17 protein-coding genes and 1 pseudogene are annotated in these 14,887 nt (G+C 46.2%); 8 read left to right on the forward strand and 10 right to left on the reverse strand.

All coding sequences use genetic code 11. The annotated features are described in order from the left end of the window. Positions 1-362: 362 nt before the first annotated feature. Both AC5JLB_RS05450 and AC5JLB_RS05455 read left to right on the forward strand, forming a co-directional pair. On the forward strand, positions 363-596 hold the full coding sequence (locus AC5JLB_RS05450; RefSeq protein ID WP_495872833.1) for a hypothetical protein: 234 nt from the start codon (positions 363-365) through the stop codon (positions 594-596). A gap of 213 nt (positions 597-809) precedes the next feature. Then, a complete protein-coding gene (locus AC5JLB_RS05455) occupies positions 810-1,181 on the forward strand; it encodes a hypothetical protein (protein ID WP_495872834.1) in 372 nt (123 codons plus the stop codon). A gap of 218 nt (positions 1,182-1,399) precedes the next feature. Here AC5JLB_RS05455 and AC5JLB_RS05460 read toward each other — a convergent pair. After that, positions 1,400-2,143, reverse strand: a pseudogene (locus AC5JLB_RS05460) (IS1 family transposase). A 125-nt stretch (positions 2,144-2,268) separates the two neighbouring features. On the opposite strand from AC5JLB_RS05460, the gene AC5JLB_RS05465 reads away from it, so the two are divergent. Beyond that, entirely contained in the window at positions 2,269-2,874 is a 606-nt protein-coding gene (locus AC5JLB_RS05465; protein WP_495872835.1) for a hypothetical protein, read from the forward strand. A 247-nt stretch (positions 2,875-3,121) separates the two neighbouring features. Here the strand turns inward: AC5JLB_RS05465 and AC5JLB_RS05470 are convergent, their stop codons facing one another. After that, a complete protein-coding gene (locus AC5JLB_RS05470) occupies positions 3,122-3,277 on the reverse strand; it encodes a hypothetical protein (RefSeq protein ID WP_495872836.1) in 156 nt (51 codons plus the stop codon). 114 nt (positions 3,278-3,391) lie between these two features. On the opposite strand from AC5JLB_RS05470, the gene AC5JLB_RS05475 reads away from it, so the two are divergent. Further along, a complete protein-coding gene (locus AC5JLB_RS05475; RefSeq protein ID WP_495872837.1) occupies positions 3,392-3,787 on the forward strand; it encodes a nuclear transport factor 2 family protein in 396 nt (131 codons plus the stop codon). Here AC5JLB_RS05475 and AC5JLB_RS05480 read toward each other — a convergent pair. Continuing rightward, complete coding sequence (locus AC5JLB_RS05480; protein ID WP_495872849.1) at positions 3,736-4,083, reverse strand: site-specific integrase; 348 nt, start codon at positions 4,081-4,083, stop codon at positions 3,736-3,738. The two genes, AC5JLB_RS05475 and AC5JLB_RS05480, sit on opposite strands and share 52 nt — an antisense overlap. A gap of 516 nt (positions 4,084-4,599) precedes the next feature. On the opposite strand from AC5JLB_RS05480, the gene AC5JLB_RS05485 reads away from it, so the two are divergent. Further along, complete coding sequence (locus AC5JLB_RS05485) at positions 4,600-5,376, forward strand: SDR family oxidoreductase (protein WP_495872838.1); 777 nt, start codon at positions 4,600-4,602, stop codon at positions 5,374-5,376. Between the two features lie 307 nt (positions 5,377-5,683). Here the strand turns inward: AC5JLB_RS05485 and AC5JLB_RS05490 are convergent, their stop codons facing one another. After that, positions 5,684-6,481 (reverse strand): aspartyl/asparaginyl beta-hydroxylase domain-containing protein, encoded by a 798-nt coding sequence (locus AC5JLB_RS05490; RefSeq protein WP_495872839.1) that lies wholly within the window; start codon positions 6,479-6,481, stop codon positions 5,684-5,686. 80 nt (positions 6,482-6,561) lie between these two features. On the opposite strand from AC5JLB_RS05490, the gene AC5JLB_RS05495 reads away from it, so the two are divergent. After that, positions 6,562-8,049: a dihydroorotase gene (locus AC5JLB_RS05495; protein WP_495872840.1), complete on the forward strand. Its 1,488-nt coding sequence runs from the start codon at positions 6,562-6,564 to the stop codon at positions 8,047-8,049. A 186-nt stretch (positions 8,050-8,235) separates the two neighbouring features. Continuing rightward, positions 8,236-9,174, forward strand: a complete 939-nt coding sequence (locus tag AC5JLB_RS05500) for a pyridoxamine 5'-phosphate oxidase family protein (protein WP_495872841.1) — start codon at positions 8,236-8,238, stop codon at positions 9,172-9,174. Here AC5JLB_RS05500 and AC5JLB_RS05505 read toward each other — a convergent pair. The 4 genes from AC5JLB_RS05505 to AC5JLB_RS05520 all read right to left on the reverse strand — a co-directional run bounded on the left by AC5JLB_RS05505 (position 9,155) and on the right by AC5JLB_RS05520 (position 11,548). After that, positions 9,155-9,382: a hypothetical protein gene (locus AC5JLB_RS05505; protein ID WP_495872842.1), complete on the reverse strand. Its 228-nt coding sequence runs from the start codon at positions 9,380-9,382 to the stop codon at positions 9,155-9,157. The two genes, AC5JLB_RS05500 and AC5JLB_RS05505, sit on opposite strands and share 20 nt — an antisense overlap. A 2-nt stretch (positions 9,383-9,384) precedes the next feature. After that, positions 9,385-9,858 carry a type II toxin-antitoxin system VapC family toxin gene (locus tag AC5JLB_RS05510; RefSeq protein WP_495872843.1) on the reverse strand — a complete coding sequence of 158 codons (474 nt, stop codon included), beginning with the start codon at positions 9,856-9,858 and terminating at the stop codon, positions 9,385-9,387. A 386-nt stretch (positions 9,859-10,244) separates the two neighbouring features. Continuing rightward, positions 10,245-10,928, reverse strand: coding sequence for a DUF1877 family protein (locus tag AC5JLB_RS05515; RefSeq protein ID WP_495872844.1), 684 nt, complete (start codon positions 10,926-10,928; stop codon positions 10,245-10,247). A 185-nt stretch (positions 10,929-11,113) separates the two neighbouring features. Continuing rightward, positions 11,114-11,548, reverse strand: a complete 435-nt coding sequence (locus AC5JLB_RS05520) for a GNAT family N-acetyltransferase (RefSeq protein WP_495872845.1) — start codon at positions 11,546-11,548, stop codon at positions 11,114-11,116. 887 nt (positions 11,549-12,435) lie between these two features. Between AC5JLB_RS05520 and AC5JLB_RS05525 the strand changes: the two genes are divergently transcribed. Beyond that, positions 12,436-13,011: a hypothetical protein gene (locus AC5JLB_RS05525; protein ID WP_495872846.1), complete on the forward strand. Its 576-nt coding sequence runs from the start codon at positions 12,436-12,438 to the stop codon at positions 13,009-13,011. Positions 13,012-13,094: 83 nt separating this feature from the next. On the opposite strand, the gene AC5JLB_RS05530 is transcribed toward AC5JLB_RS05525, so the two are convergent. Together AC5JLB_RS05530 and AC5JLB_RS05535 are read right to left on the reverse strand one after the other, a co-directional pair. Continuing rightward, positions 13,095-14,381: a glycosyltransferase gene (locus tag AC5JLB_RS05530; protein ID WP_495872847.1), complete on the reverse strand. Its 1,287-nt coding sequence runs from the start codon at positions 14,379-14,381 to the stop codon at positions 13,095-13,097. 245 nt (positions 14,382-14,626) lie between these two features. After that, a complete protein-coding gene (locus tag AC5JLB_RS05535; protein WP_495872848.1) occupies positions 14,627-14,878 on the reverse strand; it encodes a WD40 repeat domain-containing protein in 252 nt (83 codons plus the stop codon). Positions 14,879-14,887: the final 9 nt, after the last annotated feature.

Genomic DNA, 14,887 nt, shown 5'->3' on the forward strand with positions numbered 1-14,887 from the left:
TCAATGCTTTCTTGCCTGACTCTACCCCTTTCTTAGAAAATTTTTGATCTACTGAGACTAACTGAGATTCGCTGCAACTATTTCAATACCCTTTCACTACCTCACTAACCTGCTAGCGACTGACACATTCACTGTCATATTTTGGACTCGTGCCAAATTAGTCGCTTTAGGTCAATCAAATAGAAGAATGCCTCTCTGCTCTAGATGATGAGTATCGAGACTCAACCCAGGATAGATAGGACTATTGATGGCTGTCATCTCTACCTTGAAACGCTACAAATGTCTGTAGAGGGAGGGATGATCTGCACTTAGTTTTTTTCTTCAATTAACTGTGAGGACTCTAGATTCACATAGCTACTCCAATGCAAGAAACTCCGGTTGCCCATCGGCATTCAGAACGTAAGATTACCCGAAAAAATCTGCTCTCCAGTCTACTCATAGGTGTTGTGCTTGGTATGGTTGCGGGAGCACCTATTGGCTGGTTTGTCCATCGCCTTTATGCGCAGCAGCGCACCGCACAAGTTTTGCTCTGCCGACAACAAAACTTTGGGTTGGCTGAAGCAGATCTACAAGCCCGCTGTGGCACACCTTACTAAGCGGCCCTAATTGTAAGGTTTCGTAGCTCGTTAAGCGTTAGCTGAGGTCTTGCACCATTCTCAATAGGACTTGCCAAAAGCGTCAAAATTTGGAAGAAAGGGTGTAGAAAAAACATGAGACGGTTATGGAAACCATCGTTGTACACGCCCAATCGCTAGTTTATAGCCTGCTATACTTGATGCCTAGCTCGGAAAAAAGCCAGTCTAAACGCAGTGTTTGGGTTGTTTCTCGACGCCCTGGGGCATCCCTTACCTCAGCACACTCAAGTAAAATCTGCGAGTTCGCCTAGTCGATTTTTGAACCATTACTCGTGGTCTACTCGCCGCGTGATTCGAGCCACGCGCAAGATCATTCTTCAACAACTGGGGCAGCATCGTCCGCGTAAAGATATGCCCCTGCAAGTGCTGATTGACCTGACGACATTGGAGAAGTGCGGTCAGTTTTTGCATCTGAGTACCCCGACCCAGAACCCCGCTGCGCCTGACCCTTGGGTGCGAATGCTTAACGGCAAGTGTAGACTGCATCTGGTCGTGTTGTATCTCAACTTTGACAGTTGGCGAATTCTGTGGAGTTTTCGGGTCTGACGAGGTGAGGGGCAGACCAATCCGCTCAATTGGCATGTAAGTTACTGGCAGGTGTGCCCCCTGCCTTGACTCTAGATGCACCCGTGATTGTGCTGACTGACACTGAGATTCGGCACGATTGAGTTTCTCCAAGCGGTCAAGCACCGAGGGTGGCGAGCGATGGTGGGAATGCGCTGCACTCGAAAATTGGGTGATGTTCTAGACCGGCGGATGAACTATCACACAGCCCGACCGAATTTATAACGGTTGATGAACAATCCAATCACAACATCGTGCAGCCAAGTGGATTGAGAAAAGCAAATCGTTTTTCGAGCTAACCGCTTAATCTGCGTACGGAACGTCAAATGCTTGCGCTCAATCCGTTGAGTGTTTGCTTTATCTACGGTGTGCTTCTGAGACTCTAACAAGCGCAAGTACGCACCCCAACTATCGGTGTAAAAGCGCTTAATGGCAAATGGAGCAAGCAATTGCCGAAGTTCTTTGGGTGCTGCATCTTCATGCGGAGCAAGGACATCAGCTAACACTGCACCTGTGCGATGATCAATAGCGTGCCATAACCAACGCTGCTGTTTCTTGGACTGCACAAAGCTCCACATCTCGTCCATTTCCGCTTCTTCAACTTTGACTACGATCGCACTCGTCGGTGAACTTTCCATCTGTTGGAGTAGAGAGGTGTTAACTCGTTCGAGATGGCGACCGTTTTCTTATTCCTCAATGACGGTTGTGGGGCTAATTCTCAGCACTCGTGCTGTATCTCGAATCCCGCTTCTGTTGACTGCCATATCGCTGATTTGCTGCTTCACTTCCGGTAGATAGCCCCGATAACTGTACTCTCGAATGAAAGAGCGGCGGGGACACTCAGCATTACGGCAACGATAGCGCTGCTTACCTTCATCGCTTTTGCCATTTTTCACGACGTTCGTACTATTGCAACTTGGACAGCAAACGGGTTCAAGTACCATATCAACATGAGCAGCTAAGAACTACTCCATTCCCTCATGACATACACGGGTCTAGAACATCACCCAGACAGAATTATGCAATTAAGAGAGTTTAGGTACCATTACTTTGGATCAGTACAAGCAGCTTGAGTTTAGGACTGAGTTTTGCGTTAGCGGGTTGGCTTGAAGGGGTCTATCATCCTCCGACTCGCGACTTTAACATTGATTCTCCTAGTCTTCTCGGTAGCCTGTTTGCAGGCTTTGTGCTTGGGGTCGTTCAATGGTTGCAGCTTAAAGATCAAGGGATGCCCATCCCACGTCGGTGGATTCTGGACACAACGCTTGGTGTCTTCTTCATTGCACAGATTGGATTAGCGGTTAATGAGCTATCTATATGGGGTAGCTTTAATAAACTTTCGACTTTTGCAGAATCAGTTCAGCGCGTTGCCCATAGTGGAATTGCTGGTGGGCTAATTGAAGGTGCAATTCTAGGCGGGATTCAAGGATGGACGCTTCGTACTCGTGTGATTTGGTGCCTGACAAATGCTTACGCTTGGTCAATGGGTTGGGGTGCGGGTTGGACGACAGCTTATCTCATAGGTATTTGGGGGTACTGGCGGCTCAAACTGTTATCTGTATCTGTACAGTTGGCAATTCATTTGGGAATGATCGGAATCATTTCAGGACTAATTAGTAGCTTTGTTACAGGGATTATTCTTCTAAGATTAATTCGATATAGCCGTGTTAGGTGAGCAATCTGAATTAGGAGATCCGGGATCAGTTAGTTTATCAATCGTGCGATCGTGATTGTTTGGTACATAAAATCAATTGTGTAAGAGGGTCAAAAGTTTGATCTAATAAATCCTGAAATGAGAGACACAACACTTATGACCTTTCGACCTGAATTACTCGATGAACTGCTCAAAGGCGACCAAAACCCTAATCCGTTCTCCTGAGCGCTCGTCATCACCTTATTTCTCAGCAGCACTGAAAAGCCTATCAGCTACCGCCAGATCGCTGCGTGCGATTAGCGCCTTGCGCAACTCCAAAGGAACCGCTGCCCTCCGAGTCGCGATCGCAAAAACATCGCACTGAAAGAAATAGCGTTATGGTTGCGCTATAAGTTGGGGTGCGATCGCGAAGAGATCGCACCATTCAGCACAGACATTACCGAACTTCCATTGATCCAAGCCAACCCGATATAATCTTAGTCGGGCAACTTCTCGCCGTTGAAGATCGATTCAAAACCCTGTTACGAAGGCTGCAATTATGACCACAGAATCAGCCAATACATTAGCCGTTGCTCAGCAAGCCTTTGCTCACTTTGAACATGGACTTGCGACCGGAGACTGGCAAGCCTTCCTCGACATGCTCACCGACGATTTTTCATTCTGGTTTCCGCTGGGTCAGTTTCACGGATTGAATGTCGGAAAAGAACGCGCGATCGAATTCTTTAACTATGTCTCCCAAGTGTATAGCGACGGGCTAACGTTGACCCTCGATCGCGTGACTAGCAATGAAACAACGGTTGTTTTTGAGTTCCGCGATGAGGGACTCATGTGGGGAAACCCTTACAAAAATCGAGTCGCTGTTTCGTTTGATGTTCGTGACGATCAAATTTGTGGATACCGAGAGTATTTAGGCAGCGATGGTAAATCGAATTGAAACGATATGAAGAGCGGCACTCCTAATCGTTGCTGAATGAGCGATCGCGCTGCCGCTTTTGTCAGTACCGTCGGCAGTTGTTGTCGTGGCTGTTTAGCTCGAATCGCGTTGATTGACTCATCTAGTTCTTGTCGCCACACCTCGCGATACAGAAACGGCACAGCGCTGAACGCCTGATTCTGTATCGAAGCTGCCACTCGTTCTTGAACTGCCAAATGGGTTAGGAATGCTTCGATTTCGGAAACACCCATATCCTTAGAATGCTGTTTGTGATGGAAGAGGATGAACCGTCGAATTCACTGTACATAAGCCTCTTCAGTGCGGTAAGAGTAGTGTCGCACTTGAATCGCATCGCGTACTTGGTCTAAAAGCTTCTTCGGCGGCATTTTCATCCTGCCTGATCCGATTCATCAACCGAGTTCTGTTGAATGGGATCTGAGACAGAATAGTACAAGCTTTCTTTGAGAAGAAATACAGAAAATTTCTGCCTAATGTCCCTGTCGAGGGGTAATATGCGGAACATGGGTCGATCTAATCTTCCAAATTTCGGACTTAGGCAGAAGATGTCGGTCTAACTGCTTGATGTGGGACGTTATCCGAGGCTGAGCAGCCTAACTCGCCTAATAGGGAAATTAGAAAGACAAACTTCGGGCTAATGTCCGAGGGTTGGCAGTTAGGCGGAAACCGTCAGTCTAATAAATCGTTAGCCTGCTTCGTTTCGAGCGACGGCGGTGATTTGAAAGTTTCTAGTAAAGTGTTTGAAGTTACATCAGTGATAGATATGACAAGTAGGGGATAGAGGTGTTCTTGTTTTGCCTGAATTAGTATTAAAAGATCGTGTTGCTCTCGTTACAGGGGTGAGTCGGCGTAAAGGAATTGGCTTTGCGATCGCACAACAATTAGCAATAATGGGTGCAGACGTTTTTATTCACTCTTTTTCACCCTATGACGCTAATCAAGAATGGGGAGCTGACCCTGATGGAATTGCTGGGTTAATATTGACCCTTCAGAAACATGGTACACGGATCGCAAATGCTGAAGGGAATTTTCTCGATCCTGCTGTGCCCAGCCAAATTGTGGATGCTGCTGTTCAAGCCTTAGGACACATCGATATTTTGGTTGCGAATCATACTTACAGCACAATGGGGAATCTGGAAGAACTCACCGCAGCAGAAATTGATACACATTTGCAGATTAATGTGCGAGGGACATTATTGTTAGTGCAAGCGTTTGCGGTTCAACATTGTCGCCCTATTGGTGGTCGGGTCATTCTCTTAACGTCTGGGCAACATTTGAATCCCATGCCCAGTGAACTGTCATACATTGCATCGAAAGGCGCATTGCATCAACTCACGCTGAGTTTATCGGCGCATCTAATTCGGCGAGGGATTACCGTGAATACTGTAAATCCTGGTGCGACCGATACAGGTTGGGCGAGTGGTGAGCTATATGAATCAATCCGAGACTTAAACCCTCAAGGGCGTTGGGGGCAACCAGAAGATGCTGCCCGTTTAATCGGTTGGCTAACGACGGATGATGCACAGTGGATCACTGGACAAGTGCTGAACTCAACAGGGGGTGGAGTGTAATCGCGCCTGTTACCCGCAGGCTAACGATCGTGTTGGAGCGGATTTACTCATATCCGCATGTGTCGCAAGTTCTCTGTCAACCGCTCAACACGATCGTTAGACGGTTTCGTTCTTAGATTGTGACAGTCGATGAATGTTATCTGTGAAAGTGCAAAGCTAGCAGGCGATCGCACATGAGCCAAGTTTTGTATCTCGTCAGGCATTGTTAGGCAACCGGGCAATAACCTGATGCCCCTTTGATGGAAACAGGAAAACAACAAGCGATCGCGTTAGCGAATGGGCTAAACGAAGCAAAAATCAACTTGAATTACGCGCCTAACGCTTTATCCCATTCCAATTGATGACTTAAGCCATACTCAATAAAATCCTCTGTTTTCGCTTGATCATTCTTACCAAAAACCCCCAAGCTATAAGGATTTTCTTGCATTCGCTGTCTGACTAATTCCTGCTCGAACTGTCTCACTTCGTCCCTAGGCCGATCTGTTTTGAAGAAATCTACAACTAAAACGGTTCTTTCATCGTCCGTGTAATTATGCGGACAGTGAGGATAACTGTGATCTAAAACCATGAATTCGCCTTCATGCCAATAAAGCGTGTCATGGCATATTTTCATAGCGATATCGCCTTCAGGCACAATCAACCCTAAATAGCCGCGATTCATGTGAGGGTTGTAGTTTACATGCAGTTTGACATCCAATCTTGGAAGGAATGTCCCAAAATACACATTTCTAAGAACGTCATCGATCGCATTGGTTTTGTCGATCGCTTCAGTTAACGCTGGAAAATATCGTTTTTTTAATTCAAGTGCTTTTTCTGGAACGTTCTGTAACTCATACTGCGGATACCGAATGTGATGCATTTGAATATATTGTTCAATAAACATTCCTTGAAACAACACACCAAAAGCACTATATTTCGACTTGCCTTTGGTCTTAATTGTTTTACTTTTAGGAGCCATGACATCAAAAACAAACTGTACCTCTTCCCCAGAGGCGTTCTGCCTAAATGATATAAATTCATCTCGAATCGCGTGCCAGTTCTCCCGAAGAATGTTCAAAAAAGGAAACTGTTTGGGGTTTAAATGATACTCGTTAAACTGTTCCATCGTTTTTCCTCCTAAACAACGCTAAACTCAACTCGCTCTCTCATTCTAGAATTGGTCTCACTAATTTTGCAGGAGGCGCTGTGTCCGAAACTCTAGCTCTGGATAAACTGATCAAAAACGTCCGCGTGGTTCGTCCAAACCAATCGGACGTGGAGCGTCTAGATTTGGGAATTAAGGATGGTAAATTCGCTCAAATTTCGCCCGAAATCAGCGCTGATCAGGCGAAAGAGGTGTTCGACGCTCAGAACCTGCTTGGCTTTCCAGGTGTCGTAGATGCCCATATGCACATCGGAATTTATCAGCCGCTTGACCAAGATGCGATCGCTGAGAGCAAAGCCGCCGCAATGGGAGGAGTAACAACTAGCCTAAACTACATCCGCACAGGTCAGTATTATCTGAATAAAGGTGGCTCTTATAAAGAGTTTTTTCCAGAAGTGCTTGCCTTATCAGAGGGCAACTTTTTTGTGGATTATGGCTACCATATAGCGCCGATTAGCGCTGGGCATATTGACGAAATGCAATGGTTGCTTGAGCAGCATGGCGTTGCTTCATTCAAAATTTTTATGTTTTACGGAGGATACGGTCTTCATGGCCTTTCCGATCAACAGAATCTATTTCTGATGATCAACAAAGAAGAGCGCTACGACTTTGCTCACTTTGAATTCATTATGCGGGGCTTGTCTCAACTGAGGGAACGTTATCCCGCTCTACAGAATACGATTAGCCTCAGTCTGCATTGTGAAGTCGCCGACATCCTGAATGCTTACACCAAAATAGTGCAGCAAGACTCGAACCTCACTGGACTAAGTGCTTATAGCGCCGCTCGTCCTCCTCACTCAGAGGGGTTAGCCATTTGTATTGCAGCTTATCTCGCTCACGAAACGAACTGTGTGAACATCAATTTGCTCCATCTCAGTTCTCGCAAAGCCGTCGAAGCGGCTCTGATGATGCAAACAACATTTCCCCACATCAACTTCAGGCGAGAAGTCACAGTGGGGCATCTCCTTCTCGATGTTGAAACCCCTACAGGTAAATGGGCAAAAGTGAATCCTCCAATTCGACCTCGATCGGATGTTGAGTATCTATGGAATGCCGTGATGGAGAATCAGATAGATTGGATTGTCAGTGATCATGCTTGCTGTTCTGCAGAGAAAAAAGCCAGCCTCCAGGATCCGAACAACATTTGGCTCGCTAAAGCTGGCTTTGGAGGTACAGAATATCTACTCTCAGGGATTGTCAGCGAAGGGAGCAAGCGGGGCATGTCCTACAACCACATGGCAAGGTTACTGTGTTGGAATCCCGCGCAGCGATTTGGTCTCTTGCAGAAGGGCGACATCGCGATCGGGTATGATGCTGACTTGGCGCTCGTAGATCCGAATGAAACGTTTGTTGTCCGGGCTACTGAATCCGAGTCGAAGCAAGGGTACACCCCCTTTGAGGGAATGGAGTTAACGGGACGGGTCAAGCATACATTCTTGCGCGGGAACTTGATTTACGATCGAGGGCAGGTATTGGGTTCACCACAAGGGCGCTATCTGAAGCGACTACCTGAAGGGGCACTTGCTTAGCAACCTGCAAGATTGTGTCAATTTAATTAACAGAATTCGTGATTACTCAGGCTGAAGAACAGAGAAAATGGGTTGTCCCCTTAGTCCCTGAAGGCAATCTCTAGAGCCTTACAGCTACGTCAGCGCATAGATTGAGCGGATTCAACAATTGCCAGGGTATGAAGCGATGCCTGGACTTTAACAACTATGGCTCACGAAGAAGTAATTCCGTTTCATGATGGAGAAATCCAGGTTCAAACTCGTGCTGGGGTGCGGGCTGAAGCTGAACAATTAAGTCGGGTGATTAGCAAGACGCTCAAACCCGCTGCCGTAGAGTTTCTTCGCGCTCAACCGTTTGCGATCGCAGGTTCAATCTCACCCGATGACCGTGTTTGGGCATCACTCCTGACGGGCGTTCCTGGATTTGTCCAGAGCATTGACCCACAGACGATTCAAATCAAAACTAATTTTTCTACTACAGATCCACTGCACCAAAGCTTACAGAGCAATTCCCAAATTGGATTACTAATCATCGATTTAGCAAACCGAAGACGACTGCGTGTGAATGGTCGTGTCACGATCGCTACTATTGATTACCTTCAGATACAGATACAACAGGCTTTCTTCAACTGTCCAAAATACATCCAAACTCGTGAGGTAGAGTTTAGTTCTGAGCCATTACCTTCTCCTAAAGTTCAAGTTAGGAACTTATTGACTGATGCAGATCGAGATGCGATCGCTCAAACGGATACCTTTTTCATTGCCAGTACGCATTCTCAACAGGGCGCAGATGTTTCGCACCGAGGCGGTTATCCAGGATTTGTCCGAGTGATTGACGCGACCACGCTGGTGTTTCCCGATTACGTGGGTAACAACATGTTTCAGACATTGGGCAACTTGAGCGTAAACCCAAATGCAGGATTGTTATTGATTGATTTTGAACAAGGACATACGCTGCAACTGAGTGGACAGGCGAAGATTGTTTGGGATGCAGAACAATTAAAGCGCTTTGTTGGCGCACAGCGATTGATTGAGTTCTCGATCGAGCAAGTTCGAGAAACGCAACATGCGACTCCGCTTCGCTGGCGCTTTGGAGAGTTATTCGATCGCAAATCCGCAATAACGGCTAAGTTGAGCGGCGGCTAATATCCTTTGTATCCTCACCGAGATCTCTCGCCCGTCCGCTCCAGCGTTTTGTTAGACCGGGCTTTCGCGATAAGCTCACAACTTCTCTTTCGCTTTCCGCTTGCTGCTTTTGTAAATCAGCAAAGATGGCTTTCAAGTCGTGATTGAATGACCGAGAATACTCTTCCCGAATTCTGTGAATTTCTTCTACAATTGCATCTTGATACATCGTCAATCTCCGAGAAGTTCATAGGGTGTACAAAGAATCGGCAACTCGTATCCTAAATCAAAACTAATTTCTGCCAGTTTTCTTTGAATTTGAGCATTGGCAATGTGCTTACAGTTCCATGTGAGTAGGTAATCCATACCGTGAACAGTTGCTGCTGCAATATGAACAGCGTCAACATCAGCTTTTGCGGGAAGGCTACTGCGTTCCAAAAATTGCTCTGCTAAATCAAATACGGATTGGTTCAAATCGAGTAACGCGAGGTTGCGGATGATTTCGAGGCGTCGAGATGAAATTTCGGTATCTCCCTGTGAGGTTTCTTTCACGACAGCTTGGGAGGAGTAGAGCTGGAAATCACTGCGGCGCGTATCCCACCACTCCCTCGTGATCTCAATATTGGCAGCTACAACAAGATCTCTGCTGGGTCGCGCAGTCAAATAGCCCAAAATGCTGGTTTCTATGTAGACGGTTTCACTCATACACAACCGATCACAAGCCTCTTGATTTTAACTCGTATCATTTATTAGTCTCAATGACTAATTTTCCATAACGAGCATAAGTACAAAATCCGTCGCTGAATTCAATTGCAGAACCTTCGTCTGTATGAAGGCGAAATTGTTCATTAAAAGTCAACTTCGCAAGCCACGGACACAAGGCTTCCCACCACGTTTATTGGGTTCGATCGTGATGTAATTTCGGTAATTCACACGTTAAAAGTATCTGAATATTGATCAAATTATAGCTTTGCAGCGGCGATTGATTCACCCTTCACCTTAGATGATTCAGTTTCCACTCCACCCACTGCACATAAGTTTGAACCTCTGCGAGCGTATCTAAGTTATGCAGTGATCGCAACATACTGCTTCTAACCTACTGAAAACAGCAATGCATCGCCTTCCTTCACGACCCCTTTGAAATACTTCTTTAATTCACGATAGAACTGCACAAACTCCTTAATATCTTCGTCTGTTATTTCACTAGCCGAAAAATTATTTGCTTCATAAATAAAGTGCCATCGCTTCTGAAAATCATCCTTGTCAATTTCTCTCAAAGCCTTGTTGAGTTCTTCTACTATATTTGGCTCAAAGTAACTTGGCTTCCCATAACCCAAATTATTACCGATTGATTGACCACCACCTATGAGATTAACAAGTAGAAAATTATTTAGGTTTTCATCCCTACGAATAACAAATGATGGATTTAATTGATGAGTACCAGCCAGAAAAATATGCAGAGATTCCCACCCTCCACCAACCGCACTGCGAGTTCCCAATTGAAAGTTTGAGAATCTAGACTCTGCAAAAATTAATGGAATATCTGCCTTGATGTGCTCAAAATCTTGGATGTGCAAACGAAACTCACAACTTCCTTGGCAGATGTCAGCAAGCTCGTCTTGTAACTCTTGAATGGCTGACCACTGCTCAACCCCTGATCTCATCCGGCTCTTCAACGAGTAGGCGTTTAGATACAAATCAACAAGGGCTGGATATGCCTTGAAACGCTCAAGTAAATAGGGTGAGATTTGATGCAGACAGGCAACAGATGACATTGGCAATTACCAGACCATCAAAATAATTGGATTGATTCCAGTTTTGGACAGTAACAAAAATCTTCTCAAGTGCGCCTCAACAGCGAAACTAGCTGCATAACGATCGCCATCAGCAGCAACCTACATCTTCGCATCCACGTCAGCGGTTATAGCTTGCCCGTTGCATAGTACTTGTTGGGTAGCAATTACAGTAACAACTTTACCAAGCGCAAGCCCGTTTCTTCATAGCCAAGCCGCTCGTAAAAACGATGTGCTGCACTGCGCTGTTTCCCGCTATTGACAACAATCGAGGTGACTTTACGCTTTTTCAGCCAGCGCTCGGCTTCTGCCACTAATGACGCTCCGATACCTCGACTACGCCACTTTTCATCTACAGCAAGAGCCAAGAGCCGCCCGTATGTCCCGTTCTTTTCATAATAACGACCAACTCCGACCCCGATTACACCGACAACTTCTTTCTGATACTCTGCCACAAAAGTCATGTAGCTAGGATCAACCAAAATAGCCACTAACCTCTCCTTCATTTCATCGGGAAATGTTAGATATCCAAGCTGAGACATCAGACAAGCGATTGCTGGAGAATCATCCAAACAGGCATTTCTAATTTCAACTTCGTGCATATGTGAGTTTGTATCATCAATTCCACACAATTTCTACTTAAACTATTGCAAGGTCAGAAGCGACCCAACTCTTTTTTAGATGGATTTGCTCCCTCCTATTCTGCATAACACTTCCAAATTGGGATCTTAGGCAGAGGTCGATCTGTATAACACCCCAAATCAGCACATTATCCAGACGAAGATCTGTATAACACGCCAAAATAGGTGATTAGGCAAAGGAATACCCGTAAACACTCCGAATTGGAGTGTTATGCAGACAGAGATCTACATAACACTCCAAAATGGGTGATTAGGCAGACAACGATCGATATAACATTCCTGTGCAGCATGTTATACAGAGAAGCTGTTCGATAATAACTCCGCTTTTGAAGCATATTTGAATCCCTTCAGCAAACTTTTATCATTCAGAGGCGATTAGCGCAAAGCGCAACTCCGCAGAAACCGCGCTTTAGCAGAACAATGTGGTGTTCCCCTCCGGGTAATTGCTGTTCTTATCCCTCAAAGCGCATCAACCTAATGCACCCTCCATAATTTTTGGAAGTTCGTGTCTGAGCTTCGGAAGTTCGCGTGTGAGCTTTGGAAGCTTGTGCGTCAGCTATGGAAGCTCGTGTGTGAGCTATGGAAGCTCATGCAATGAGTGTTGGTAGTCCGCGTGTGAGCTTTGGAAGCTTGTGCATCAGCTATGGAGGCTCGTGTGTGAGCTATGGAAGCTCATGCAATGAGTGTTGGTAGTCCGCGTGTGAGCTTTGGAAGCTTGTGCGTCAGCTATGGAAGCTTATTGAAGTGAATTTCGCGTTTGTTCTGTGATCCCAACACCCCATCCGGGAATACTCAACTTACCCCCGCCACGTACAGCAACCTTGCCCTTCACTAAAATTAGGTGCACCATGAAAACAACAAGTAATGGCAATGGTACGAGTCAGGGGAACGGAACTCCCGCTCAATCCACTGCTGCCGCTACATCCTTCTTGTCTGAATCCTTGACATCTGCTGGCTCTGAACCCCTAAGCCAAAGCGATCGCGACACCATTCTGAGTTTGATTACTCAGATGCGCAACCTGTTACCCTTCTTGCAAGACCTCACCGCAGAAGAGCGAAAAAGTCTATTAGGCATGGGCGATAAAAACCGCGTCTTTGCCGGAAAAGTCTTAGAGGTGATCCAGCAAAACGCTGACTTCTTGCCGCGTTCCTTTGATGTCGATCAATTCAAACAGAATTTGACGACCTTCGATCGCTTGTCTACTACTTTAATGGCACTGAATCAACTCCGGGATCTCGTAGATGCAACCGCGATCGCAATTGGTTCAGAAGCTTACGAAGAGGCACTAGAAGCCTATCGTTATGCCAAAGCTAGTGGTCGAGGCGCAAGTCTGGAAGCGATGATGGCAGACCTGAAGCTGCGATTTGTCCGCAAGCCGAAGAAGCAAGAGCAAAAGCCTGATGTGACTGAATCAAAAGAATAGAGATTCAGACTAGTCCTTGTCGAACACAACGGTACTCACTTCTCAACCTATTGTTGTTCAGCAACGATTACCCTCATTGCTACTCATCGGCTCATGAGTGCCGTTTCAACAAGATTTGCTGCTTGATCGCGCCCACTCGTTTGCCTAAACTTGCTGGAGATGCGATCGACTGCATTCTGCATATTCAGATCATGCAGCAAAGCTTCAACTTTGGCAGTAACTTCAGCCGCGTCAAATTGTTGTTTATGTAGCCGTCGCGCCACACCCACATCAATTAACCGAGCTGCATTATCGTGCTGATCTCCGAAAAATGGTAATGCCAAAATCGGAGTCTGCCAATACAGCGCCTCTAGAATACTATTCATGCCGCAATGACTCACAAACAGGCGCACAGCAGGGTGTGAGAGAACTGCGGGCTGAGGGACGAACGATTCCACCCGGACTGAGGCTGGCAGTGACGGCAGTAGAGAGCGCTGAGCCTCCGGTAACGACCAGAGCACATGCAACCCAGTTTTAGTGAGTCCTTCGATCAGGGCTTGAGCTTGCCATGCTTGAATCGTTACCAGCGTTCCAAAGGCAATGTAAACAACACCCCCTTCGGATTGTGCCGCATCGAGCCAGTTCTGCAAGCTCTCCGTTAATACCGGCATTGCTTTCGCAAAAATCGGTCCGACTAAGTGAACATGATCAGGCAGCGGACGAGGAATCTCTAGGTCAAAGGTATTGCCAACGATCGTGATCTGGTGCTCAAACGGATCGCCTACCTCACCGCCTCCACAAGCTTTTCGTACCTGATTGAGTTTTAACAACGTGGGGAGTAGATAGGTCTGTAACGCTGTAGGTGCAAGCCGATTGAGGCAGCGTTCCCAGAAGTTCATCTGTTGGGAATAAGCAGTACCAAACTGAGGAGCATGAGCAGGAAGTTTGACAAAGTTGCCCAGAAATCGAGTTTGAACAATGTAGGGAATTTGGTGTTGCTGAGCGAAATCCATTGCGGGAAACACGGCGCGATCGATGACTAACAAATCCGGGGAAGCCGCTTGCAGAATCGAGGCAATGCTGTGATATAACGGCGTATAAACAGCAATCATCTGCTTCAGCATCAAGCGATCTCCTTGCCAACGGTTAGCCCTCTGAGACGCTGTTTGCCACATCAGGGCTGACGAACGAGCCGCGCTGTTTGAATCAATTGGAGGATTCCAAGCAATGAACTCAGCACCCGTTTGAGCCACCCATACTTTAACAGCATCATTGATGACGAAGCTAACACGGTGCCCACGGCTCACGAGTTCTTCTGCGATCGCAAGCAGCTGATTCGTGTGTCCTAGCAGTGGCAGCGAAACAAAGACAATATGTTTTTGAGGGGTCATAGGGATCTTTTAACGTTTCACCTAATCGTACGGAAAGTTATAATGCACCTCTAGTTCAGAAAGTGTTGTTGTAAATCTTTCCGTCCTTAGTTAGCGATTCTCGGCTACCCAGTCTACGGGTATATTACCTCTACAGTCTCAGTTTGAGAGACTCTTTCCCGATTTTTCGAGGTGCCCTAAAGCTAAAACCAAAGGCCAAGTAGCAGAGAAAGTATTGTCGATTGGCTTTACCAAAATTAGTAAGCTCACCCTTCAAACTCAATATTCTTGCGATTCCAAATCTTGAGACTTCCTTGCTCGCCGCTCGCTACAATCGTTCTTCCATCAGGGCTAAACGCAACGACACTTTTTCCAGATAATGGTTTTACAGGCAATGTGTGTAGTGCTTCTCCTACAGTTTGGTTGTCCGAATTGTGAAAAAGCTTCCAAACCTGAATCGTTCCATCGTTGCTAAGTAGAGAGGTGCAATTAAATATAAGATAGAGTAGGAGTGTCACCTTGTACTA

Source organism: Myxacorys chilensis (genome assembly GCF_059505265.1).

What these genes read in the sequence shown, in the direction of transcription:
- AC5JLB_RS05490 (WP_495872839.1), bottom strand. Translation starts at nt 6,481, where the DNA reads ATGGAACAGTTTAACGAGTATCATTTAAACCCCAAACAGTTTCCTTTT.
- AC5JLB_RS05505 (WP_495872842.1), bottom strand. Translation starts at nt 9,382, where the DNA reads ATGTATCAAGATGCAATTGTAGAAGAAATTCACAGAATTCGGGAAGAG.
- AC5JLB_RS05510 (WP_495872843.1), bottom strand. Translation starts at nt 9,858, where the DNA reads ATGAGTGAAACCGTCTACATAGAAACCAGCATTTTGGGCTATTTGACT.
- AC5JLB_RS05475 (WP_495872837.1), top strand. Translation starts at nt 3,392, where the DNA reads ATGACCACAGAATCAGCCAATACATTAGCCGTTGCTCAGCAAGCCTTT.
- AC5JLB_RS05450 (WP_495872833.1), top strand. Translation starts at nt 363, where the DNA reads ATGCAAGAAACTCCGGTTGCCCATCGGCATTCAGAACGTAAGATTACC.
- AC5JLB_RS05500 (WP_495872841.1), top strand. Translation starts at nt 8,236, where the DNA reads ATGGCTCACGAAGAAGTAATTCCGTTTCATGATGGAGAAATCCAGGTT.
- AC5JLB_RS05470 (WP_495872836.1), bottom strand. Translation starts at nt 3,277, where the DNA reads ATGGTGCGATCTCTTCGCGATCGCACCCCAACTTATAGCGCAACCATA.
- AC5JLB_RS05530 (WP_495872847.1), bottom strand. Translation starts at nt 14,381, where the DNA reads ATGACCCCTCAAAAACATATTGTCTTTGTTTCGCTGCCACTGCTAGGA.
- AC5JLB_RS05525 (WP_495872846.1), top strand. Translation starts at nt 12,436, where the DNA reads ATGAAAACAACAAGTAATGGCAATGGTACGAGTCAGGGGAACGGAACT.
- AC5JLB_RS05515 (WP_495872844.1), bottom strand. Translation starts at nt 10,928, where the DNA reads ATGTCATCTGTTGCCTGTCTGCATCAAATCTCACCCTATTTACTTGAG.
- AC5JLB_RS05520 (WP_495872845.1), bottom strand. Translation starts at nt 11,548, where the DNA reads ATGCACGAAGTTGAAATTAGAAATGCCTGTTTGGATGATTCTCCAGCA.